Source organism: Flavobacterium sp. 90 (genome assembly GCF_004339525.1).
In the GTDB taxonomy this organism is placed as follows: domain Bacteria; phylum Bacteroidota; class Bacteroidia; order Flavobacteriales; family Flavobacteriaceae; genus Flavobacterium.
On the sequence record NZ_SMGE01000001.1, the window covers coordinates 3,608,382 to 3,630,728 of the forward strand.

General features: G+C 33.6%; 17 protein-coding genes and 3 tRNA genes. 12 read left to right on the forward strand and 8 right to left on the reverse strand.

The genetic code is table 11. From position 1 onward, the window contains the following. Positions 1 to 8: 8 nt before the first annotated feature. The 6 genes from C8C83_RS15170 to C8C83_RS15195 all read left to right on the forward strand — a co-directional run bounded on the left by C8C83_RS15170 (position 9) and on the right by C8C83_RS15195 (position 7,957). Positions 9 to 1,607 (forward strand): RagB/SusD family nutrient uptake outer membrane protein, encoded by a 1,599-nt coding sequence (locus C8C83_RS15170; protein WP_132011802.1) that lies wholly within the window; start codon positions 9 to 11, stop codon positions 1,605 to 1,607. Positions 1,608 to 1,625: 18 nt separating this feature from the next. Continuing rightward, positions 1,626 to 2,714: a hypothetical protein gene (locus tag C8C83_RS15175; protein ID WP_121329278.1), complete on the forward strand. Its 1,089-nt coding sequence runs from the start codon at positions 1,626 to 1,628 to the stop codon at positions 2,712 to 2,714. Between the two features lie 205 nt (positions 2,715 to 2,919). Beyond that, positions 2,920 to 3,894 carry a T9SS type A sorting domain-containing protein gene (locus C8C83_RS15180; protein WP_121329279.1) on the forward strand — a complete coding sequence of 325 codons (975 nt, stop codon included), beginning with the start codon at positions 2,920 to 2,922 and terminating at the stop codon, positions 3,892 to 3,894. A 139-nt stretch (positions 3,895 to 4,033) separates the two neighbouring features. Continuing rightward, positions 4,034 to 5,272 (forward strand): glycoside hydrolase family 27 protein, encoded by a 1,239-nt coding sequence (locus tag C8C83_RS15185; RefSeq protein ID WP_121329280.1) that lies wholly within the window; start codon positions 4,034 to 4,036, stop codon positions 5,270 to 5,272. 11 nt (positions 5,273 to 5,283) lie between these two features. Then, positions 5,284 to 6,249, forward strand: a complete 966-nt coding sequence (locus C8C83_RS15190) for a glycoside hydrolase family 5 protein (RefSeq protein ID WP_121329281.1) — start codon at positions 5,284 to 5,286, stop codon at positions 6,247 to 6,249. A 613-nt stretch (positions 6,250 to 6,862) separates the two neighbouring features. Next, entirely contained in the window at positions 6,863 to 7,957 is a 1,095-nt protein-coding gene (locus tag C8C83_RS15195) for an outer membrane beta-barrel protein (RefSeq protein WP_121329282.1), read from the forward strand. Between the two features lie 578 nt (positions 7,958 to 8,535). Here the strand turns inward: C8C83_RS15195 and C8C83_RS15200 are convergent. From C8C83_RS15200 to C8C83_RS15220, 5 genes are all read right to left on the reverse strand, one after another. Further along, positions 8,536 to 9,441, reverse strand: a complete 906-nt coding sequence (locus C8C83_RS15200) for an N-acetylmuramoyl-L-alanine amidase (protein WP_121329283.1) — start codon at positions 9,439 to 9,441, stop codon at positions 8,536 to 8,538. A gap of 36 nt (positions 9,442 to 9,477) precedes the next feature. Further along, on the reverse strand, positions 9,478 to 10,041 hold the full coding sequence (locus tag C8C83_RS15205) for a hypothetical protein (protein WP_121329284.1): 564 nt from the start codon (positions 10,039 to 10,041) through the stop codon (positions 9,478 to 9,480). A gap of 42 nt (positions 10,042 to 10,083) precedes the next feature. Continuing rightward, positions 10,084 to 11,397 carry a 30S ribosomal protein S12 methylthiotransferase RimO gene (gene rimO / locus C8C83_RS15210; protein ID WP_099709094.1) on the reverse strand — a complete coding sequence of 438 codons (1,314 nt, stop codon included), beginning with the start codon at positions 11,395 to 11,397 and terminating at the stop codon, positions 10,084 to 10,086. A gap of 213 nt (positions 11,398 to 11,610) precedes the next feature. After that, the gene (locus tag C8C83_RS15215; protein ID WP_121329285.1) at positions 11,611 to 13,173 is read right to left on the reverse strand and encodes an outer membrane protein transport protein; all 1,563 of its coding nucleotides are present in this window, start codon (positions 13,171 to 13,173) and stop codon (positions 11,611 to 11,613) included. Positions 13,174 to 13,226: 53 nt separating this feature from the next. Further along, the gene (locus tag C8C83_RS15220) at positions 13,227 to 14,231 is read right to left on the reverse strand and encodes a hypothetical protein (RefSeq protein ID WP_121329286.1); all 1,005 of its coding nucleotides are present in this window, start codon (positions 14,229 to 14,231) and stop codon (positions 13,227 to 13,229) included. 101 nt (positions 14,232 to 14,332) lie between these two features. On the opposite strand from C8C83_RS15220, the gene proS reads away from it, so the two are divergent. The 5 genes from proS (at position 14,333) to rpsT (ending at position 16,597) form a co-directional block, all read left to right on the forward strand. Then, a complete protein-coding gene (gene proS / locus C8C83_RS15225) occupies positions 14,333 to 15,811 on the forward strand; it encodes a proline--tRNA ligase (RefSeq protein WP_121329287.1) in 1,479 nt (492 codons plus the stop codon). Between the two features lie 77 nt (positions 15,812 to 15,888). Continuing rightward, positions 15,889 to 15,960: transfer RNA gene (locus tag C8C83_RS15230), tRNA-Glu, on the forward strand. A 43-nt stretch (positions 15,961 to 16,003) separates the two neighbouring features. Then, positions 16,004 to 16,075, forward strand: a tRNA-Glu gene (locus tag C8C83_RS15235). Positions 16,076 to 16,119: 44 nt separating this feature from the next. Then, a tRNA-Glu gene (locus tag C8C83_RS15240) sits at positions 16,120 to 16,191 on the forward strand. A 154-nt stretch (positions 16,192 to 16,345) separates the two neighbouring features. After that, complete coding sequence (gene rpsT, locus C8C83_RS15245) at positions 16,346 to 16,597, forward strand: 30S ribosomal protein S20 (protein WP_017495211.1); 252 nt, start codon at positions 16,346 to 16,348, stop codon at positions 16,595 to 16,597. A gap of 208 nt (positions 16,598 to 16,805) precedes the next feature. Here the strand turns inward: rpsT and C8C83_RS15250 are convergent, their stop codons facing one another. The 3 genes from C8C83_RS15250 to C8C83_RS15260 all read right to left on the reverse strand — a co-directional run bounded on the left by C8C83_RS15250 (position 16,806) and on the right by C8C83_RS15260 (position 20,373). Continuing rightward, on the reverse strand, positions 16,806 to 17,654 hold the full coding sequence (locus tag C8C83_RS15250; protein ID WP_121329288.1) for an FkbM family methyltransferase: 849 nt from the start codon (positions 17,652 to 17,654) through the stop codon (positions 16,806 to 16,808). Between the two features lie 588 nt (positions 17,655 to 18,242). Beyond that, positions 18,243 to 18,659, reverse strand: coding sequence for a response regulator (locus C8C83_RS15255; protein WP_099709090.1), 417 nt, complete (start codon positions 18,657 to 18,659; stop codon positions 18,243 to 18,245). Positions 18,660 to 18,663: 4 nt separating this feature from the next. After that, positions 18,664 to 20,373, reverse strand: a complete 1,710-nt coding sequence (locus tag C8C83_RS15260; protein ID WP_121329289.1) for a PAS domain-containing sensor histidine kinase — start codon at positions 20,371 to 20,373, stop codon at positions 18,664 to 18,666. A gap of 168 nt (positions 20,374 to 20,541) precedes the next feature. Here C8C83_RS15260 and typA point away from each other — a divergent pair, with 168 nt between their 5' ends. Further along, on the forward strand, positions 20,542 to 22,338 hold the full coding sequence (typA, locus tag C8C83_RS15265) for a translational GTPase TypA (protein WP_121329290.1): 1,797 nt from the start codon (positions 20,542 to 20,544) through the stop codon (positions 22,336 to 22,338). The last annotated feature ends 9 nt before the right edge of the window (positions 22,339 to 22,347 follow it).

A 22,347-nucleotide genomic window follows, 5' to 3' on the forward strand; every position in this document is an offset into this window, starting at 1 on the left:
GAATTAATATGAAAAATATAATAAAAAGAAGCGGTGCTATTGCCATGACACTTGTATTACTAATGTCATCGTCTTGCTCTCAGGATTTCTTAGATGTGCCTGCAGAAGGAACGCCTACTATTGGTAACTATTACGACTCAGATGTTAAACTTGACAATGCTTCAAACGGATTATATAGTCTGGTTTGGTTTAACATGAATAAATCAGCATTTTATGGTATTACAGATGTAATTTCCGGAAATATGTATGCGGATATCTACAATGACTTTGGGAAATTTACAGATTTGAGTTTTACAAATTCTCAATCTTTTATTTCTGATGCGTGGAGATCTTGTTATGGAGCTATTGCAAATTCTAATGCTTACATTAATAGTTTGCCTAAGAGTGTTGGTCCAAATGTTACAAAAGAAGCATTAAACAATGCTTTGGGGGAATCTCATTTTATTAGAGCTTTCTCTTATTTCTTCTTGGTAAGATTATGGGGAAATGTGCCTATTATTGAAAACAATGCTGATTATTCTCTAAATTATGTGATTCCAAGTAATCCTTCTGAAGATGTATATAAATTCATTGAAAACGATCTGAAATTTGCAATTGCTAATTTAAGAACTAAAAACAGAGGTTCTAATTATGCTGCAAATGCACACGTATCAAGTGGTTCTGCAAAAGCGCTTTTGGCTAAAGTATATTTATATGAGAAAAAATATGAATTGGCAAGAGCATTAGCTCAGGAAGTAATTAATAGTGGAGAATTTAAATTATTAGGTGGTGATGAATTGCCATTGAAATCTTTTGCTGATTTATGGTTGCAAAAAAATAACAATAACGAAGAATCTATTTTTGCATGGCAATGGAATGGAGCGGGAGGTTATTTTGATGGAAACTTTTCGAATACATTATTTGCTCCTGAAAACAGATTGGTTGAAACTACTTATTCCGGACAAATTGCACCATCACAAGATTTGATTAAAAATGTTTATGAAGACGGTGATAAAAGAAGAAAAGAAACTTTTATGTTGCCTGGAGATTTTTATCCAAATTTAACTTATGCACAGACACTTGATGTAGATTCTCCATTGGTTTTGGGATATACATTTTCTCTTCAATATGAAGCTCAAAAATCTGGAGCAGGTTTGAAGAAGTATGTTATTGGAAAAGAGAATTTACCAATAACAGGACCATTTAATCCTCAGTTTAACGGAGAAAGCAGTATGAATAGTTATATGATGCGTTATGCAGAGTTATTGTTAATACATGCCGAAGCAATTTTAGGTTCACAATCAGGTAGTACTTCAGATCCAAATGCTTTAAAATCATTTAATGCAGTTCGCAGAAGAGCTGGTGTTCCTGAAAAAACGACAATTAGTTTTGATGATATCTTTAAAGAAAGACGTGCAGAACTAGCTTGCGAAGGTGATTATTATTTTGACTTAGGACGTTTGCCTTTTAGTCAGGCTAAAGCAATACTTGAAGCTCAAAACAGAGGAAACAGAGACGCTGAAAAACATATTTCAATTTCTGCATCAAGCCTTTTATTGCCTTATCCATCTGATGATTTGATTAAAAATCCAAAATTGAAAGAAGTAGTACCATATACTTTTAAATAATTTTTAAAAATAAAAAACATGAAAAATATAAAAATTGCTTCGTTAGCGGCATGTATGACATGGATGTTGTCACTAATATTTTTTAGTGCATGCTCAAATGATGATACTGCTTCGGCTTCTGGTAGTGGTAGTGCACCATCTATTGAATATGTAGCGCCATCAGGCTATAATACAGATGGGAGTTTAAAACCATTAACTCCTACAAGAGTTGGAGATCCAAAGAATTACTATGTCATTCATGGTAAAGGGTTACTTACTACAACAAAGGTTTATTTTAATGACTTTGATACTTATTTCAGACCAACTTTTGTAACAGATACGGATATCATTATATTATTAGATGAAAATACGCCTTATGCAGCTGCATCAAACAAGTTAAAAGTAGTAACCCAAAAAGGTACGGTTCTTTTTGATTTTGTGGTTAAACCTCCGGTTCCAAGCTTTTCGCAATTTTATCCAATTAATGCAACGGCTGGACAGGAAGTAACGATAACGGGAAAATACTTTTTGAATCCTGTAGTTACTCTTGCTAAAACAAAAACGTTACCAGAGGTTCCTGTAACTGTAGTTTCTTCTACGCTGGAAAAAGTGGTTATCAAATTACCTGAAAATGCTGATTTGAGATATCTTTCAATTGCCAATATTTCAGGAGCGACAACTTCTACTTATGCTGTTGGAACTGCAATATTTGATGATGTTTCTTACTATGGATTAGATTTTCCTGCATGGAATAATTTTAAATATCTAACTGATGGTAAAGCAGAACAAGGAACAACTTATATTGAAAAAGAGATGGATGCTTGGGGAAGTTTACAAGGAAACTGGGGTTGGTTTGATAAACTTGCGCCTTATTCAGGAATACGTGTAGCGATTAAAGCAAAAGCCGACGGAAAAGTGAGATTAGTATTTAACGGAGATTGGAGTAATTCGCCTGTAGTGAGTGTGACTACCGAGTGGAAAACATTCTATCTTCCGTGGTCAATGTTCAGTAGTTCAGATCGCGTTCAAAATATTACATTCCAAAACCAAACAGCGACAGCAAAAGGGGATGGTTTACCAAATACCTTTTACATTGATAACATTGGTTTCATGTTAAAAGCCGAGTAGTGAATTTTAATTATTAAGAATAGTGAATTTTAATTAGTAATGAAAACTCCATTTCGGTATTTCGAAATGGGGTTTTTTATTAAAGAAAATTCTTTCATGAATTGACGATATAGTATTGTGTTTTAATAAAATAGTATCGAATGTGTATAAAATGGATGTTTAAATTTACAGATATCATTTATTTTAACATAAAAAAAGAATAATTATGAAAAACAATTACATTTCGAATTTTGGTTCAGTAAAAAGAAAATTCTTTTTATTATCGGTTTTTTTTCTCTTAATAATTTCGATTGGACGAGCTCAAACAATTGACGGACTTAATCCTTATTGTATTTCGAGTAGTCCTTATTATCGTATTCTTAATGCGCCGGATATAAATAGTTATGACTCGGTTGTTTGGACTGCGAGTGATAATTCCGGAATCACTTTTTCTGGCGATCCTTCTGCTAAATCACTTAATAAAGTTGTAGTAAAACCGGGAAATTTAATAACTGCTCCATATTATATTTATGCAACATTTTATTCTGGAGTAAATTTTGTTGCGGAAACAGCAAAATTTTATTTTATTACTCCAACGCCACCAACTACGCCAAGTTATAACGTTACAAAAACAAATGATTACTGTACGCCACAATACCATATTATAACGCTTAATGTAACGCCAAATCCAAATCCAAGTCCAAATACAAATTATAGTATTGCGCCTAGAATTGCAGATGCAAGTATCGTAATTACGCAAACGTCTAAAAACATATTCGAATTAAAATTACCATTAAACGGAGATCCTTATTTTTTATACGACGTTACAAGCTCAACATCTTCATCAGGTTGTTTGTCTAATTCAGTTACGACTACAGCTTATGGAAATTCGGTTTCTTTAAATTTAACAGGCTGTGCAAACAATGCACCGGGAACAAACTATGAGTTTACAGCTTCGCCAAATCCGTATAGCAACGGATATTTAACAATAGTTGCACCGGCAGTTACGCCAGCTTTTACAGGAACATGTAAAGTATTTAATAGTTCAGGTGTTTTGATGACAAGTTTTCCATTGTTGAATTCAAGTACCGCAATTCAACTTAAATCTACAGTTGGATCTTCGTTGATATCTGGACTTTATGTGGTTCAGGTAACGTATCAAAACGGAAATGTGAGAACAAAAAATCTGGTTGTGAATTAAAAAATGTTCTTTAATAACAAAAAAAGAACTCCATTTCGAGCAATCGATTTGGAGTTTTTTATAATTTAAAACAAAATTTTGCTCTGTTTCAGCATAATAAAAAAATAGCAATACAACAAAATATCAAAATATAATAAAAATGAAAAAAACAGTACTACTATTGTTTGCATTAAGTATTTCAGGTTTCGGCTTTAGCCAAGGAAATACGCACACACAAAAAGCAGGTAAATTTGAAGGCCTTGCTATGACGCCGCCAATGGGTTGGAATTCATGGAATACTTTTGAAACCAATATTGATGAAAAATTGGTAAAAGAAACCGCAGATATTATGGTTTCATCCGGAATGGCAGCAGCGGGTTATAATTATATTGTATTGGATGATGGCTGGATGACAAGAGAACGTGATGCAAATGGTGATTTAGTTCCGGATCCGGTTAAATTTCCTAACGGAATGAAAGCTGTTATCGATTATGTGCACAGTAAAGGTCTTAAATTTGGATTATACAATTGTGCCGGAACCCAAACTTGTGCCGGTTATCCGGGAACACGTGGTTATGAATATCAGGATGCAAGATTTTATGCTAAATTAGGTATAGATTTCTTAAAATATGATTGGTGTAATACACAAGGAATTACAGCCAAAGAAGCGTATACAACAATGAGCAATGCGCTTAAAACTGCTGGAAAACCAATTGTTTTCAGTCTTTGTGAGTGGGGCGATAATCAGCCATGGGAATGGGGAAAACCAATTGGGAATTTATGGAGAATTTCAGGAGATATTTATCCTTGTTTTGATTGTGAGTTTAAACACGAAGAAGGAAATTGGTCGTCTTGGGGATTTATGAAAATTATCGAAATGCGCAAAGACATCCGCAAATATTCAGGTCCGGATCATTGGAATGATTTTGATATGATGGAAGTTGGCGACGGAATGACAAATACCGAAGATAAAGCACATTTTACAATGTGGTCAATGATGGCATCTCCATTAATTGCAGGAAATGATTTTAGAAAAATGTCAAAAGAAACTCTAGCAATTTTAACGAATAAAGAATTAATTGCGGTAAATCAGGATAAATTAGGAGTTCAGGGATTTAAATATTCTGCTGAAGATGGATTAGAAGTTTGGGTAAAACCATTATCAGATGGAAATTGGGCAATAACTTTTTTAAACAGAAGTGATGTTGCTAAGAAAGTCAATTTTGATTGGAAAAAATATACTATTAAAGATGCAGATTTTGGCTATGAAGCCGATTTTAATAAAACTACCTTTAAATTAAAAGACCTTTGGAAAAATAAAGAAATAGGTAATACCAAGAAAAATTTTGTTTCAGATATTGCATCACATGACGTTATTACATTAAGATTAATTCCTTAAAACAGTTTGTTATGAAATCAAATATCAAAATTTTTACAATTGTTTTGCTGCTGGTTTTTTGTGTCGCAAAAGCGCAATTTGTAAAACATCATGGACAACTTAGTGTATTAGGAACTCAGTTAGTCGATAAAGATAATAATCCGATTGTGTTAAGAGGAATGAGTTTTGGCTGGCATAGTATGTGGCCAAGATTTTATAATGAGAAAGCAGTTAATTGGTTAAAGAAAGATTTTAATTGTAATGTTGTGCGTGCCGCAATGGGTGTAGAATTAGGAGAATGGGCTTATCAAAAAGAACCACAATTCTCAAAAGAAAAAATTGAAGCTGTTGTAAATGGAGCCATAAAATCTGATATCTATGTAATTATAGATTGGCACAGTCATAATATTAATCTCGAAGAAGCAAAAGTTTTTTTTGCTGAAATGTCTAAGAAATATAGCAAATATCCCAATATAATCTACGAAGTTTTTAATGAGCCTGATTATGAATCGTGGTCAGAGGTTAAGGCTTACGCCGAAGAAGTAATTAAAGTAATTAGACAAAACGATCCTAAAAACATTATTTTGGTTGGTTCTCCACATTGGGATCAGGATGTAAATCTTGCTGCCGAAGATCCAATTCGCGGATATGATAATATAATGTATACGATGCATTTTTATGCAGCAACACACGGAAAAGAATTAAGGAACAAGACAGACGATGCTATAAAAAGCGGTTTACCAATTTTTGTTTCTGAATCTGCAGGAATGGAAGCATCCGGCGACGGACCATTAAATATGAAAGCTTGGCAGGAATATATCGATTGGATGGAATCTAAAAAGCTAAGTTGGATAACCTGGTCGGTTTCTGATAAAGATGAAACGTGTTCTATCCTAAAAAAATCAGCAAAATCAGAAGGGAAGTGGAAGACTGAGGATTTGAAAGAATCAGGAATAAAAGTTCGTGAGTTTTTAAGAAAGTATAATTCGCAAGAATAAAATTGTTGGATTATTTTAGAGGTAAACCTGTTCAGATTCTGAACAGGTTTTTTTGTTTTAATTATAAAGTGATGATTTGAAATGGAAAAAAAGAGGTATTGATGTACTAGCATTTTGATAAAATAAGTGTTTTATTTTTGTAAGAATTTTTACGGTCTGTTTTTTGTTTTTTTGGAGTCTTGTTTATAAGGCTTGTTTTGTGTGTTTTGTTTTTATTTTTACATACACCCCTATTTTTTATAGGGGTGTGTATTTTTAAAATGTTTTTTATGTGTGTTTTTTGATTGTTTGTGTGATATTTTTTGATGTATGTTGATTTTTTTTAGAGGTTTTGTGTAAAAGCGTGTTGTTGAATTTTCAAAAATAAATCTGTTATAATGTCAAATCACGATTATTGTTAAAATAATTTTTGTAATCCATAATTCTCGCTGTAAAACGGCAAAAAAATAGATTTGAATTGTTCTACTCATACAAAAGTTAATAAATTCGCTGATGAAGATGAAGAGGTTTTAAGAAGAGAATGTGAAGGTTTTAGAAATGACATATACTGTTAAATAGATATATAAAAGATTAACTAACCAAAATCAATTAATAACTAAAAACCAATTAAACCATGAAAAAAGTATTACACATTTTTGCCGCGATGTTAACGAGTTCTTTTGCCTTTGCCCAAGATGATACTGAAACACCAGTTTCGCCAGCAACAACTTGGAGCGGATCAGCAGATGCTTATTATAAATATGATTTTTCAAAACAAATGAACGGATTAACGAGCTTTACCAACTCTCAGGATTCATTTGAACTAGGAATGGCATCAGTTCAGGCAGGACATACTTTCGGAAAAGCTTCTGTATTTGTCGATTTAGGATTCGGAAAAAGAGCAGGAGAGTTCTCTTATAATGAAACAACAGATAAAGATATTTATTCTAAATTTTTAATAAAACAATTGTTCTTTACATATCAAATTACAGATAAATTCAAAGTAGTAGCAGGTAGTTTCGGAACACACATTGGCTATGAAGTATTAGACGCTGTAGGAAATAAAAACTACAGTATGTCATATGCATTTTCATACGGACCGTTCTTTAATACAGGGGTAAAAGCGCAGTATACATCAGGAAAATTTACCGCTATGTTTGGTATCACAAATCCTACTGATTTTAAATCAGCGATGGACGCGGGTTCTACTCAAAAAACATATATAGGTCAATTAGGATATGTGGGTGAGACAGGAAGTGCTTACTTGAATTTTACTTCAGGAAGTACAAATCCTACTCCGGGAACTGTGGTGGTGCCATCTAATGAGAATAAATCGCAAATCGATTTTGTGGCATCAAAAACAATAACAGATGCTTTTGCTTTAGGATTTAATGCAACTTATGCTAAAACTAAAAATGATTTCGACAGCGATTTAGATGGAGAGTGGTTTTCATTAGTAGGATATGCTAATTACGCCTTCAAACCATCTTTGAGTTTAGCATACAGAATGGAATATTTTGATGCCAAAGATGCAGCAGCAAGTTTAGGTACAGTTGCCGGAACAAGCGTTTTTGCAAATACAATTTCATTGAATTATAAAGTTGGAAAACTAACTATAATTCCAGAGTTTAGATACGACGCAGCATCAGAAGATGTTTTTTTAGACAAAGATGCTAATCCAACAGGAGGATCATTCTTCGGATTAATTGCTACAACATACTCTTTCTAGAGATAAAGATTGATATTTTTTTTTTTTTTTTTGGAGCTGTCGAAACATACTAATGTTTTGGCAGCTTTTTTATTGGAACAAGATTTTCTTTTGCCACTGATTTTAGGATTGAATAGATTTTCTTTTGCCACGAATTTCACAAATTACTGTGTGTGAATGGTTAATTACAAACTGGATAAAATAAAGAATAGAATAAGTATAGAATAAGTATAGAATAAGTATAGAATAAGTATAGAATAAGTATAGAATAAGTATAGAATAAGTATAGAATAAGTATAGAATAAGTATAGAATAAGTATAGAATAAGTATAGAATAAGTATAGAATAAGTATAGAATAAGTATAGAATAAGTATAGAATATGCACAAAAACAATTCGTGAAAATTCGTGTAATTTGTGGCAACCTTTCATAAACTATGGAATGTTCTAATTCTGTGCAAATTAAATGCAAATATACACCTCGTTCTATATTCATAGACTATTGTTTACATAGTAATAAAAACAAGAATGCCATATAAAAGAAAAACGCATTTCCAGATTTCCGGAAATGCGTTTTTTATATCTTTTTGTAAATACTTTTTACTGAACTTGTTTCTTGTAGATCGAGTAAATAGTATCTATTGTTTTTCTATCCAGAGTAGGCGTTACATCAGTTTGAATATAGTGCAATTTAAACGCCATAATTGCAGCCGAGAGATTCTTAGTATTAAAACCAATAATTCTCAAAGCCTGTTCAATTTTAAAGTCAAAAGGAGCTTCTTCAAGAACCTGATCCGGCCAGATTCCGAAACCTTTTTCAGCAAGAGTTTTCCAAGGAAATAAAGCACTTGGATCTTGTTTTCTACCAGGAGCAATATCCGAATGACCTAAGATGTTTTGCGTTGGAATATTGTATTCTTTTTTCAATTTTGTCAAAAGAGCAACCAAACTGCTAATTTGTGCTTCCGTAAAAGGTTTAAAACCATTATTGTCAAGCTCAATTCCAATAGAAGAAGAATTCAAATCAGTGTTTTTACCCCAAGTTGATGCGCCTGCATGCCAGGCTCTTAAATAGTCATTAAGCATCTGAACCACCTTTCCGTTTTCAGAAATAATATAATGAGCACTTACTTGTGTTCTTGTTAGGGTAAAAGTCTTAATGGTTTGCTGGATAGAATCTTGCGCCGTATGGTGTAAAATAATAAAACTAGGTTTTCTTAAATTAAAATTTACAGTACCAACCCATTCTGTATTTACTCCATTTTGCAAATAAGTAGATCCTGTTTTTGATAAAGTATCTTTTACGATCCCTAATTGAGATGCATAAGAAGTGTCAATAACAACAGGAGGAATAGGAGGAATTGCTTGTGGATCTTTACTTGTAATTTGGTTTTCTAAAGTTTTAAGCTGCTGATCGTAAGCTTTTTCAGTGTTTTTATAAGGATTTGTAGAGCAAGAAGTAATAATAATTGCTAAAATCAGATAACAAAAATGTTTTTTTGACATGGTTACTTAGATTTTTTAAGATGTGGTTCTGAACAATTATTCTTGAATTTTTGCTGCTTCTGGATCTTCTTTTATTTCTTTAGTTTCTTCTTTAGAGTCTTTTTTCTTTTTTGATTTAGCTTTTTTAACTTCTTTAAAGTTATTCATGAAAGTAGTGTATTTTTCTACTTGATCAGGATTTAAAAAGGCTGTTATTTTTTTAGTGGTGCTTTCTCTTAAAGCTTTAATTTGCTCGATTTTTTGATCCTGACTGCTGCTTTCATTTTTCAAAAGAATTCCTTGTTCTCTTAAGCTGTCTGCAAACACGTTTGTAATTGCAATTGCTTGAAGTTCATCAAGATTTACCTCAGGTTTCATTTGTTCAACAATTTTAGCTGCTGTTTCTTCTACGGGAATTTCTTTAGGTTTACTTGGCGTGTTTTGTTGCGGACCACCCGTCATGTTTCGGTTCATTCCCATTCCGCCACCTCTTCCATAGCCATTATTGCCATAACCGCCACCGCCGTAACCATTATTATATCCATTTCCGTATTGAGCCGAAACAGAATTGAAACAGAATACAGTAAAAACCAAAAGAAAGAATGATAGTGTAGGTTTCATAAGATTGTTTTTTATCTAAAATTGATATTGTATAGCGTAAATTTAAGCAGGTTCTCCGTATAAATCAAATTCTGTCGCCTCTATTATTCTTATATTAACAAATTCGCCAGTTTTTACGTAATGTTTAGACGCATCGATCAAAACTTCATTGTCAACATCCGGGCTATCGAACTCAGTTCTACCCACAAAATGAGCACCTTCTTTTCTGTCAATAATACATCTAAATACTTGTCCTACTTTCTCCTGATTTAAATCCCATGAGATCTGAGATTGTAATTCCATGATTTCGTTTGCTCTCGCTTGTTTTACATCATCCGGAACATTATCTTCCAATAAATAAGCATGAGTATTTTCTTCGTGAGAATAAGCAAAACAACCCATTCTGTCAAATTTCATTTCCTGAACAAAATCTTTCAAAATTTCAAAGTCTTCCTGAGTTTCACCAGGATAACCAACGATCAAAGTAGTTCTGATTGCCATTCCAGGAACCGCAGCTCTAAAATCCTTCAATAATTGAGTCGTTTTAGCTTGAGTAGTACCACGACGCATAGATTTCAAGATAGAATCAGAAATATGCTGCAACGGAATATCTATATAGTTACAGATTTTAGGTTCACGTTTCATTAATTCCAAAACATCCATTGGGAAACCAGTAGGGTAAGCATAATGCAAACGAATCCATTCAATACCTTCTACTTTTGCTAATTCTTCAAGAAGTTCAGCAAGATTTCTCTTTTTATAAATATCAAGACCATAATAAGTTAAGTCTTGTGCGATTAAAATTAATTCTTTAACCCCGTTTTTAGCTAAACCTTGCGCTTCTTTAACCAGTTTTTCAATTGGTTGCGAAACGTGAGAACCTCTCATTAATGGAATTGCGCAAAAACTACAAGGTCTGTCGCAACCTTCGGCAATTTTCAGGTAAGCATAATTTTTAGGAGTTGTAGTCAAACGTTCTCCTAATAATTCATGTTTATAATCGGCACCTAAAGCTTTCAGTAATTGAGGTAATTCAGTTGTACCAAAATACTGATCTACATTTGGAATTTCTTTTTCTAAGTCTGGTCTGTAACGTTCAGACAAACATCCGGTAACAAAAACCTTATCAACTAATCCTTTGTCTTTTTTATCAGCATATTCCAAAATCATGTTTACTGATTCCGCTTTAGCATTGTCAATAAAACCACAAGTGTTGATTACGATAATGTTTCCTTCTCTTTCTGCAGGCGCCTCATGTTCAACTTCTTTTCCGTTTGCACGAAGCTGACCCATAAGCACTTCACTGTCATATACATTTTTCGAACACCCAAGAGTGATAACGTTAATTTTGTTCTTTTTTAAAGACTTGGTTCTCATACTTTTATAAATTGGAGTGCAAAATTACACTTTTTTATTCAAACACCGCTTGTTTCCGTTTCTTTTACGTGTTTTTTATGAAGCTAATCCTGCTGTCCGCTATATCTTTTCCTCGCTAAAGGAGCGAGAAAAAGGTTGTCGCTTCCATCAGGGCTAAAAAAAATCCGTTAAGCAAGACCTAACGGAAATTTCAATTCATCTATTTATTCTTAATTACAATTCAAATAATAAAGTCAAAGAAACATTATTTAGTTTCGATGTAATGTTTGGCGCGCCAGAGAATCCTGTTTCAAAAAATGGTTGATTTGATTTTCTTTCTAGGTATGAATAGGCTAAATCTAATTTAGTAGCTCCAAAATTATAGCCTAAACCTCCAGAATAACTGTTTAAATCTCCAATTGTTGTTCCGTCTTTATAAGGACTTCCTTCAAAACGGTAACCTCCGCGAAGGCTTAATTGTTTTATTTTGTATTCGGCACCAATTCTTAGTTCTCCATTGCTGGTTAATTGATTGCTCATTTGGTCGTTGATTCCTCTAAAACCTCCAGTTGGTTTGTATTTTGTATTTCCGTAATCTTTAATAGAATAGTCAACACTAATTAAGCCTGATTTTCCAAATACATATGCCGCGCTAAAAGTTGTTTTTCCCGGAGTTTGTAATGTGTAAGATTCGTAAACATTTACAACATCAGGAGTTATGGCTAGATTTTTCTCAGGTCCATTAAGGGCTTGTCTTGTTGTGAATAAACTTTGGGAAGTTTCATCATAAAGATCATACCAAGTATTCGATTCATAAGCTAAACCAAGACGGAAAGCTTCTGTAACTTTAGCAATAGCTCCAAGTTGGAAAGAAAATCCATTTCCGTAAGTGTATAAGTCGTTGTTGAAAGTTAAATTAGATATCGTTTCTGTTCCAGTCAATGCATTAATATTGGATTCGTAAAAACTGCTTGATCTTCTGTAATCCAGAACATGAACATTTAAATTAGCTCCAAAATAAATTCTGTCTTTATATGATGTTGCTATATTGAAACTTACTTTACTGTTGTAGCCACTTTCATTTAATATATTATCCTGATAATAATTTCCGCCGGCAGGAATGTTTGTTTTATACGAACCAGGATTGTTTGTGTCAGGATCTATGATAAATCCTTGATAGCCTAAGTAGGCTTGTTGTGCAGTATATCCTGAAAGGTTTGGGTATTGTCCGCTAGGGTATTCAGATCCTATATTTCTATAGTCATTGGTGAAGCTGTTGTTGCGGTTAATAACTTGAAAAGGCACCGGCGCTCCTCCGTTACCGTAATTTGCAAATTCTAAAAAATAATCGCCTACAGAATGTGTAGGATTTGTACCTGCTGAAAAAGTGCTATTGTCAAAGTTTTTTGTGTTTTCGTAAGTAGCTCCAATAGTAATTTTTTTCCAATTGTTGTTTGGGTTATGATCATGAAAAACGAAAACAGCACCAGCTTGGTTTAGGATAAAAGAGTTTTCATTTTCACTGGTTTTGGTGCCAAAATAGTCAGAATTGTTCTTTGTAGATTGATTGCTAAAAGTTACTCCAACCTGATTATTAGAAAATATGGCAGAACCTGCAGGATTGACAGTTATAGAAGATAAATCACCTCCAACGGCTCCAAATGCACCGCTCATAGCTCTAAATCTTGCTGTTCCGGTTATGTTGTCTTGTGCGTAGCGAATAGCATCAGAGACTTCTTGAGAATGTGAGACGCTAACAGTTAGTCCTGTAATAAGTAGGAATAATATTTTTTTCATTTTGGGTAAGTTTTAGTTTGATTTTTCGATTTCTGAAACGGGAGAAGAAGAGATTATCTTCTTCCTCCGCCGCCTCCACCGTAAGATCTTCCGCCACCGCCACCGCCGCCAGATGATCTCATGCTTCCGCCGCCACCGCTATTCATAGAACGTGATGGGCTAGGAGAGTAGCTTCTGCTTGGGCTGCTGTTACCATTATTGTAGTTGTAGCTTCTGTTTGAGTTAGTAGTGCTACTAGATCTTCTGTTGTTGTAATCGCCAGGATTATATTGAGTGGTTGAACCTCTTCTGTCTGTGTAATTTGAATTTGAGTTGTATGATCTTCCGTTTACAGAAGAACTTCTTCTAAAGTCAGTATAACCGTTTGATCTGTTTGTTGTATAGTCTCTTCTGTTTGTAGTGTAATTTCTATTTGTGTTGAAGTTTCTATTTGTTGTGTAGTTTCTGTTGTAATTCCCTCTACCTGTATAGTTTCTGTCATAACCGTAGTTTCTTCCGCCATAATAAGCAGCAGATCCTCTTCTTCCATAGTTGTAAGAGTAGTTATTGTATCCGTAGTAAGGTCTGTAATAACCAGGGTAGCCCCATCCGCCGCCCCAATATCCCGGGTATCCCCAAGCATATCCAGGGTAGCCCCAGTAACCCCCGTAACCCCATCCATAATAAGGATATCCAAATCCATAACCAAATCCTAATGACCAGGTTGGATCAGAATAAACATTAACGGATACATCAGAATTACTGCTTCCCCATGCCGGATAAGCTGTTGCGGTAGTTTGAGTACTATCGTTTTCAGCATAATTGCCATAACTGTCAACATCTGTAAAAATTTCAGTTGGTTGATTATCGTCCTGCAATGATCTAAAATAATCCTTATATTGATTGTTTGTACCGTTTGTAGTATTTTGAGCATACGTTCTTTGGGAACCACCGTATACACCGTCATTATCTTGGTAAGATGTATTTTGGTAAGAACCACACGATGCTAGCAGAAAACTCAATAATCCAATTAAGTAAAAATGACTTGAGTTTTGGCGGAGAGTAATAGAAGTTTTCATATCTGTCGTGTTTTTTATTGTTGCACATTACAAAAATAGTTAGTTTTGTCAAACTATTTAGTTAAAATTATTAAAACAAAATTTGTGCCAAACTATTCAATATGAGCAAGAACCTCACAACAAGATCAGAAGATTATTCAAAGTGGTATAATGAACTGGTTGTAAAAGCAGATCTGGCTGAAAACTCAGGAGTTAGAGGATGTATGGTTATTAAACCTTACGGATATGCTATTTGGGAAAAAATGCAGGCGGAGTTAGATAGAATGTTTAAAGAAACAGGACATCAAAATGCATACTTTCCACTATTCGTGCCTAAAAGCATGTTTGAGGCGGAAGAGAAAAATGCAGAAGGATTTGCAAAAGAATGTGCTATTGTAACGCATTATAGATTAAAAAATGATCCGGATAAACCCGGAAAACTTATGGTGGATCCAAACGCTAAATTAGAGGAAGAGCTTATTGTTCGTCCTACTAGTGAAGCAATTATCTGGTCTACTTATAAAGGATGGGTGCAGTCTTATAGAGATTTACCTTTGTTAATCAATCAATGGGCAAATGTAGTGCGTTGGGAAATGCGTACGCGTTTATTTTTACGTACTGCTGAGTTTTTATGGCAGGAAGGGCATACCGCTCACGCTACAAAAGCAGAAGCGCTTGAAGAATCTGTAAAAATGATGAATGTTTATGCTGATTTTGTTCAGGACTTTATGGCAATTCCGGTTGTAAAAGGTATTAAAACAGAGACAGAACGTTTTGCGGGAGCTGATGAAACGTATTGTATTGAAGCTTTAATGCAAGACGGAAAAGCTTTGCAAGCAGGAACATCTCACTTTTTAGGACAAAACTTTGCGAAAGCATTTGATGTAAAGTTTGCAAATGCAGAAGGAAAACAAGAACACGTTTGGGGAACTTCTTGGGGAGTTTCTACTCGTTTGATGGGAGCGTTAGTTATGACACACTCTGATGATCAGGGATTGGTGTTGCCTCCTAATTTGGCTCCAATTCAAGTTGTGATTGTTCCTATTTATAAAACAGATGAGCAATTGACAGAGATTACAACTGCAGTTAATGATTTGACGGCAAAACTTAGAAAGCTGAAAATTTCAGTTAAATATGATGACAGAACAACTCAAAAACCAGGATTTAAATTTGCAGAATGGGAATTAAAAGGAGTTCCTGTTAGAATTGCTGTCGGGCCAAAAGATTTAGAAAACGGAACTTTTGAAGTTGCAAGACGTGATACTCTGACAAAAGAGACGGTTTCTGGTGAAGGAATTGTTACTTATATAAATGATTTGCTGGAACAAATTCAGGCGGATTTATTTAACAAAGCATTAGACTATCGTAATACACATATTACAGAAGTAAATAGTTTTGAGGAATTTAAAGGAATTTTAGACGGTAAAGGAGGTTTTGTATCTGCACATTGGGATGGAACAGCTGCTACCGAAGAGAAGATAAAAGATTTAACAAAAGCTACGATTCGTTGTATTCCTTTGGATGCTGTTGAGGAGGCTGGAACCTGCGTGTTTACTGGTAATCCGTCTTCGAAAAGAGTGTTATTTGCGAAGGCATATTAATTTTTTTTAATTTTTTTTGCATCAGGTATTGTACATCTTAAAAATAGTTGTATTTTTGCATCCGCATTAGAGAAGCAGGCCCGTTCGTCTATCGGTTAGGACGCATGGTTTTCATCCATGTAAGAGCGGTTCGATTCCGCTACGGGCTACTACTTTTTTTGCGAATTTTCTTGAAATACTGAGAATTAAAATGGCCCGTTCGTCTATCGGTTAGGACGCATGGTTTTCATCCATGTAAGAGCGGTTCGATTCCGCTACGGGCTACAATAATACCTCTATATTAAATATAGAAAAACTTAGACAATATTGGTCTGTTCGTCTAGGGGTTAGGACTCCAGGCTTTCGTCCTGGTAACAGGGGTTCGATTCCCTTACAGACTACAAAATTAGTTGTGAATAAGTTTTGTAAAATAAAAATTGGTGTCTCGATTTTTGTTTTATTAGTTAAAACCAAAGTGATTGCTTTGCAATTGTGGGAGGTTTTTCTTTTTTAACTAGTATCTATAATAATTATTACATCTAAAATTAAAACAAAATGGCAAATCATAAGTCAGCATTAAAAAGAATCAGAAGTAACGAAAAAAGAAGAGTTCTTAATAGATACCAGCATAAAACTACTCGTAATGCTATTAAAGCGTTAAGATTAGCTACTGATAAAGCTGATGCATCTTCTAAATTATCAACTGTAATTTCTATGATTGATAAATTAGCTAAAAAGAACATCATTCATGATAATAAAGCTTCTAACTTGAAGTCTAAATTAACTAAACATGTTGCTAAATTGTAATTAATTACAATTTCCTAAAGATATAAAAAGTCCTCTTTTAGAGGACTTTTTTTTGTTTATAGTCTAATGGGAAAATTAAGTGAAATTCTAATAAAAAAAAACAAATCCCAATACGATCGCTTAAGTTAGTTAAGTGTTACTATTGGGATTTGGATTTTTTTTATTTTAGAAAAGTTCTCTTAGGGGAATAGTTTGTTATGTGCTTGTTTTAGTGTTGGTACTGATTAATGTATTGGTATGTGCCTTTTTTGATTATGGAGCGTTTTTCCAGTTCTTTAATTGCCCAAGCTGCAAGGTCAAAAGATTTGTAGATGTGATGAGCGATCATAGCCATGTGCATTAATTGACTGTTGGTAAAGTTCTCCGGGTAAGCTATGTCTTTGATGTAAACAATATCAGCTTCTAATAACTGATTAAATTGCTTGCCTTGATGTTTATTCCATGAGGTTTTAACAGGCCAGTTTTTAATAGATACAAATGTGTGAGGAATGAAGCCTTGTAAGCGCATTTCTAAATCGATGTCGCCAAGTGAAGCTTGATTTTTATATAAGTTCACAAATGAAACTTCAGTTTGTATGAACACTGCTTCTTTTAGTTTTTGTCGACCGTTTTGAAATACCATTAATTCAGCTCCCTGAATGTCAATTTTAAGTAAATCTATATGGCTAATAGCTTCAAGATCGTCAAGCCTTTTTGTTTGTATAGTTTCTTCCTTAGTGATTCTTCCCCATTCTGAAAATCCCTCAAATAAATCAAGTTGTCGCTGATCGGGCTTTAGCAGGCTAACCATTCCTGTTGCGCTGGTGATATGTAGTGTGTGTGGGTTTCCGTCTCCTATCGCATCAGGAAGATAAGTTTCGTTTTTGCTTTTTACGCTTAATAGTTGAGCTAGTGCATGTGGTTGTGGTTCAAATCCATAAACGTGGCAAAGTCCAGATTGCAACATGGATTTATAAGGCGGGTCGCCGTCAATTGGGTTTGCTCCAATGTCTACGATGTTTGTTTGTCTTGCGAGAGTAAAGATTTCTTCAGGATTAGTATATAGATGTGTTTTCATTAGATTATTGTAATTGATTTATAATAAGTGTGTTTTGAAGTCATTGATATTAAAGTTGATTTAACAGATGGAATTTGTATCTGTTTTTAAATTGTGTTTGAAGCTGTTGTTTTGGATAATGTAGTAAAAGTGAAATAATTTGCTTTAGATAATAAGGCGTGTAAAATTACTCCGAGATCGAAACGTGTTATGGCTCAATTGGGTAAAAAAACAAGAGATTAGGTTCTTTTTTCTTCTAAGGAATTATTAAATAGATAAAGAAGTAATGAGAGGTAAAATTTAATTTCTAAAAAAAAACTTTGCGGTATCTTCTGAAGTTAAAATTTCAAGCAAAAGTAAATTTTGATATTGTTTAATATCTGGGTTTTTAGTGGGATTTAGAATTTGAAATTTCTTATCATGAAATCAAATTGGATCTCATAAAAGATTAGATTATTGCTGGTTTGAATTAGGGATAGAGGTTGTTTTCTTTTGTGATAAAAGTGAATTCAGGTGTGCGTTGAAAAGATTTTAAGTAAAAAAAATAACGGAAAGCCTGATCCGGAAGGAGAAGTAATTAGTGTTTTGGGTGTAGTAAATGATTTGTTTTTAAAGATCAATTTTCTTCTTTAGATATTCTAGCATTGGCTGTGTAATAGGTTTTGAAAGAAAATCAATTATAATAGGATATTTTTTTGCTTTAGCTAAGTCGTCAGGATCTATAGTAGAAGAGAGAACAATAACATTAGCGGTCTTATTAAATTCGGCGTAATCTTGAGATGTGAAATGGTCTAAAAATTCCCATCCGCCCATAACCGGCATGTTTAAGTCTAAAAAAATCAATTCAGGTTTTTTATTGACCTTGTTTTTATTGTTGGTGTATTTTAAGGTATTGAAATGATGAAGTGCTTCTTCTCCATTTTGAGCCGTGATAATTTCATTCGAAAACTCGGATTTTGCAATTACTTTTTTGCATAACATCAACGTGATAGGGTCATCGTCAATGCACAGAATTTGCTCGAGCATGATTTTAATTTTTAAATGTTATTGTAAACGTGGTGCCTTTATTGACCTCACTGTCGATACTAATTGTTCCTCCCATGGTTTCAACCTGTGACTTTACAAGATACAAGCCGAGTCCTTTACTGTCTGGGTAATTATGAAATCTTTGATATAGTCCGAAAACTTTATCGCCGTTTCTTTCTAAATCAATTCCAATTCCGTTGTCCTTAAAAGTTAATATTGCTTTGTGATCTATTTGTTCTGCAGTAATAGAGATTTTTAATTTTCTATTCTCTGACTTGTATTTTATCGAGTTTGTGAGTAGATTAAGTAAAATGCTTTCGATGTAAGCTTTGTTGGTGTTTAGTAATGGAACCCGATCAAATTTTAGTTTGATGATTGGTTTGTGCAATTCAATTTGAAATGACAATTGACTAAATACATTTTCGAAGACTTCTTTTAAAGAAACTTCTTCTTTTTGCATAGAAGGATTGTCTTTGATGATAATTACTTTTACCAGATCATTTATGGTTTCGTTTAATAAATGGGTTGATTTGGTAAAGCCTCCCAGAATTTCTTCAAGTTCTTCGTTTTCTATTGGAATATCTTCAATTAGATTCAAAAGCCCAATTAAATTAGACAGTGGAGCTCTTAAGTTGTGAGATGTGATGTAAGAAAACTGCTTTAAATCTTTATTGTTTTGAGTTAATTCGCGGATTAAATGTTCTTTTTCTGTTTCAAGTTTCTTTTCGTCTGTGATGTCTCTTTGTATCGAAATCCAGTGCGAAATAACACTTTCATTGTTGAAAATTGGAATCATGGAGAATCGTACCCAGTATTCTTCCTTTTTCTTGGTATAACTAATAGTTTCTATTAGACATTCTTCTTCGTTTTTTATAGCTCTTAATAGTTTCTTTAATTCCTCAGAGTCAGATTTTGGCCCTTTGAATATATTTGGAGATTTTCCGATGATTTCATTAGATTGATATCCTGACATTTGCGAAAACGCTGGATTTACATATACGATTCGCGGTATTTTACGATCTGCTGAATTTGCTTCTGTGATTAAAATTGAATCTCTGGATTGTGTAATTACGGTTTCTAAAAGTTTTAATCGCTGTTCTTCTTCTTTTTGTTTTGTAATATCCTGAATGGCTCCAATCATTCTGATGGCTCTTCCGCTTTCATCTTTTAATAGAAAACCTCTATCCAAAACATATTTATAAGTTCCATCTGCGCATCTGAAACGGTATTGATCTTGCCATTTCTCTGTTTTTTGCTCAATAAAAGAGTATAATTTGATGGACATTCTAATGCTGTCTTCTGGATGAATTTTGTCAAACCACCATTTTGATGTCTTTCCAACTTCGGCTGGATTGTAGCCAAAAATCCCTTCTATTCCTTTGTTCCAATTTATGCTGTCTTCTTGGATTTTCCAGTCCCAAATTGTATCACTTGTTGCTTTTGCTACAATGTCATATTTTTCATTTGATTCTTTAATTTCTTCGTTTGTTTCTTTTAATTTCTTGAAAACTGCAATATTTTTTTTCTCGTTTTTGGATAGTATGTAATTGAAGAATAGTGCGGTACTTATTATGAAAAAAATATCTTTAAAGAAAAAAACTAAATAATATTCGGTCTTAGAAAAGTAAGTAGTAAGTATTTTATGACAGACAATCGCCATAAATAACGATATGATAATATAGACTAGAGTAATTTGGATAGTTTTACTTTTCATTACTCAAATATAGTTAAATTAAGTATAATTAAACAATAACAAAAGTTCAAATTACACTTAAATTAATGCTGTTTGTGATGAACTAATTACTTGTCTATACGCAAACTATCGTCGAAACGTTTTTTATATCAAAATAAAGTGTACCTTTGCACCCATTAAAAATCACAGATGGAATCTATTAGAAACATTGCAATTATTGCCCACGTCGATCACGGTAAAACCACTTTGGTTGATAAAATTATGTATCACTGTCAATTATTTCGTGACAACGAAAACACAGGTGATTTAATTCTTGATAATAACGATTTAGAGCGTGAGAGAGGTATTACTATTACTTCTAAAAACGTTTCTGTTCAATATAAAGGAACAAAAATCAACATTATCGATACTCCTGGCCACGCGGATTTTGGAGGTGAAGTAGAACGTGTTTTGAACATGGCCGATGGTGTATGTTTGCTAGTGGATGCTTTTGAGGGTCCAATGCCACAAACTCGTTTTGTATTACAAAAAGCTATTGACTTAGGTCTTAAGCCATGTGTAGTTATCAATAAAGTTGATAAAGAAAACTGTACTCCTGAAGAAGTTCACGAAAAAGTTTTTGACTTAATGTTTGAATTAGGTGCTGAAGAATGGCAGTTGGATTTTCCAACAGTTTATGGTTCTGCTAAAAACAACTGGATGTCTGATCATTGGGAAAACGTAACTGATAATGTTGAAGCATTATTGGATATGGTTGTTGAAAATGTACCGGCTCCTAAAGTTTCTGAAGGAACACCACAAATGTTAATTACTTCTTTAGATTTCTCTGCATTTACAGGTCGTATCGCTATTGGTCGTCTTGAAAGAGGAGTTCTTAAAGAAGGTATGCCAATCTCATTAGTAAAAAGAGATGGTAGTATATCTAAATCTCGTATCAAAGAACTTCATACATTTGAAGGACTTGGTCGTAAAAAAGTACAAGAAGTTATTGCTGGAGATATTTGTGCAATCATTGGAGTTGAAGGTTTTGAAATTGGTGATACTATTGCTGATCATGAAAATCCTGAAGGTTTAAAAACGATTGATATCGATGAGCCTACAATGAGTATGTTGTTTACAATCAATGACTCTCCTTTCTTTGGTAAAGAGGGTAAATTTGTAACTTCTCGTCATATTAGAGAAAGATTGACAAAAGAATTAGAGAAAAACTTAGCAATGAAGTTAGGTGAAACTGATTCTGCTGATAAATTCATGGTTTTTGGTCGTGGAGTACTTCACTTATCTGTTCTTATTGAAACAATGAGAAGAGAAGGGTATGAGTTACAAATTGGTCAGCCTCAAGTTATCATCAAAGAAATTGATGGTAAAAAATGTGAGCCAATTGAGGAATTAACAATCGATTTACCAGAATCACTTTCAGGAAGAGCAGTTGAATTCGTTACAATTCGTAAAGGAGAAATGCTTTCTATGGAAACTAAAGGTGACCGTATGATTGTGAAATTTAATATTCCATCTCGTGGAATTATTGGATTACGTAACCAATTACTTACTGCAACAGCTGGTGAGGCTATTATGGCACACCGTTTTATTGGGTATGAGCCTTACAAAGGAGAGATTGCCGGACGTAACAAAGGTTCATTGATTTCTATGGAAAAAGGAAAAGCTATTCCTTATTCTATCGATAAATTGCAAGATCGTGGTAAGTTTTTCGTTGAACCAAATACTGAAATTTACGAAGGTCAGGTAATTGGAGAAAACTCTCGTGCTGATGATATGTGTGTAAACGTAACGAAAGAGAAAAAACAATCTAACGTTCGTTCTTCTGGAAACGATGAAAAAGCAAGAATCATCCCTCCAATCATTTTCTCATTAGAGGAAGCTTTAGAGTACATTCAAAAAGATGAATATGTAGAGGTTACACCAAAATCTATTCGTTTGAGAAAAATCTATTTGACGGAAACTGATAGAAAAAGATTTAAAATCTAATTTTATCTT

Bases quoted from the DNA above. Each gene is read 5' to 3' on its own strand.
- C8C83_RS15170 (WP_132011802.1), top strand. From the start codon at position 9: ATGAAAAATATAATAAAAAGAAGCGGTGCTATTGCCATGACACTTGTA.
- C8C83_RS15250 (WP_121329288.1), bottom strand. From the start codon at position 17,654: ATGAAAACACATCTATATACTAATCCTGAAGAAATCTTTACTCTCGCA.
- proS (WP_121329287.1), top strand. From the start codon at position 14,333: ATGAGCAAGAACCTCACAACAAGATCAGAAGATTATTCAAAGTGGTAT.
- C8C83_RS15200 (WP_121329283.1), bottom strand. From the start codon at position 9,441: ATGTCAAAAAAACATTTTTGTTATCTGATTTTAGCAATTATTATTACT.
- C8C83_RS15205 (WP_121329284.1), bottom strand. From the start codon at position 10,041: ATGAAACCTACACTATCATTCTTTCTTTTGGTTTTTACTGTATTCTGT.
- C8C83_RS15260 (WP_121329289.1), bottom strand. From the start codon at position 20,373: ATGAAAAGTAAAACTATCCAAATTACTCTAGTCTATATTATCATATCG.
- C8C83_RS15185 (WP_121329280.1), top strand. From the start codon at position 4,034: ATGAAAAAAACAGTACTACTATTGTTTGCATTAAGTATTTCAGGTTTC.
- rimO (WP_099709094.1), bottom strand. From the start codon at position 11,397: ATGAGAACCAAGTCTTTAAAAAAGAACAAAATTAACGTTATCACTCTT.
- C8C83_RS15175 (WP_121329278.1), top strand. From the start codon at position 1,626: ATGAAAAATATAAAAATTGCTTCGTTAGCGGCATGTATGACATGGATG.
- typA (WP_121329290.1), top strand. From the start codon at position 20,542: ATGGAATCTATTAGAAACATTGCAATTATTGCCCACGTCGATCACGGT.
- C8C83_RS15215 (WP_121329285.1), bottom strand. From the start codon at position 13,173: ATGAAAAAAATATTATTCCTACTTATTACAGGACTAACTGTTAGCGTC.
- C8C83_RS15220 (WP_121329286.1), bottom strand. From the start codon at position 14,231: ATGAAAACTTCTATTACTCTCCGCCAAAACTCAAGTCATTTTTACTTA.
- C8C83_RS15190 (WP_121329281.1), top strand. From the start codon at position 5,284: ATGAAATCAAATATCAAAATTTTTACAATTGTTTTGCTGCTGGTTTTT.
- C8C83_RS15195 (WP_121329282.1), top strand. From the start codon at position 6,863: ATGAAAAAAGTATTACACATTTTTGCCGCGATGTTAACGAGTTCTTTT.
- rpsT (WP_017495211.1), top strand. From the start codon at position 16,346: ATGGCAAATCATAAGTCAGCATTAAAAAGAATCAGAAGTAACGAAAAA.
- C8C83_RS15180 (WP_121329279.1), top strand. From the start codon at position 2,920: ATGAAAAACAATTACATTTCGAATTTTGGTTCAGTAAAAAGAAAATTC.
- C8C83_RS15255 (WP_099709090.1), bottom strand. From the start codon at position 18,659: ATGCTCGAGCAAATTCTGTGCATTGACGATGACCCTATCACGTTGATG.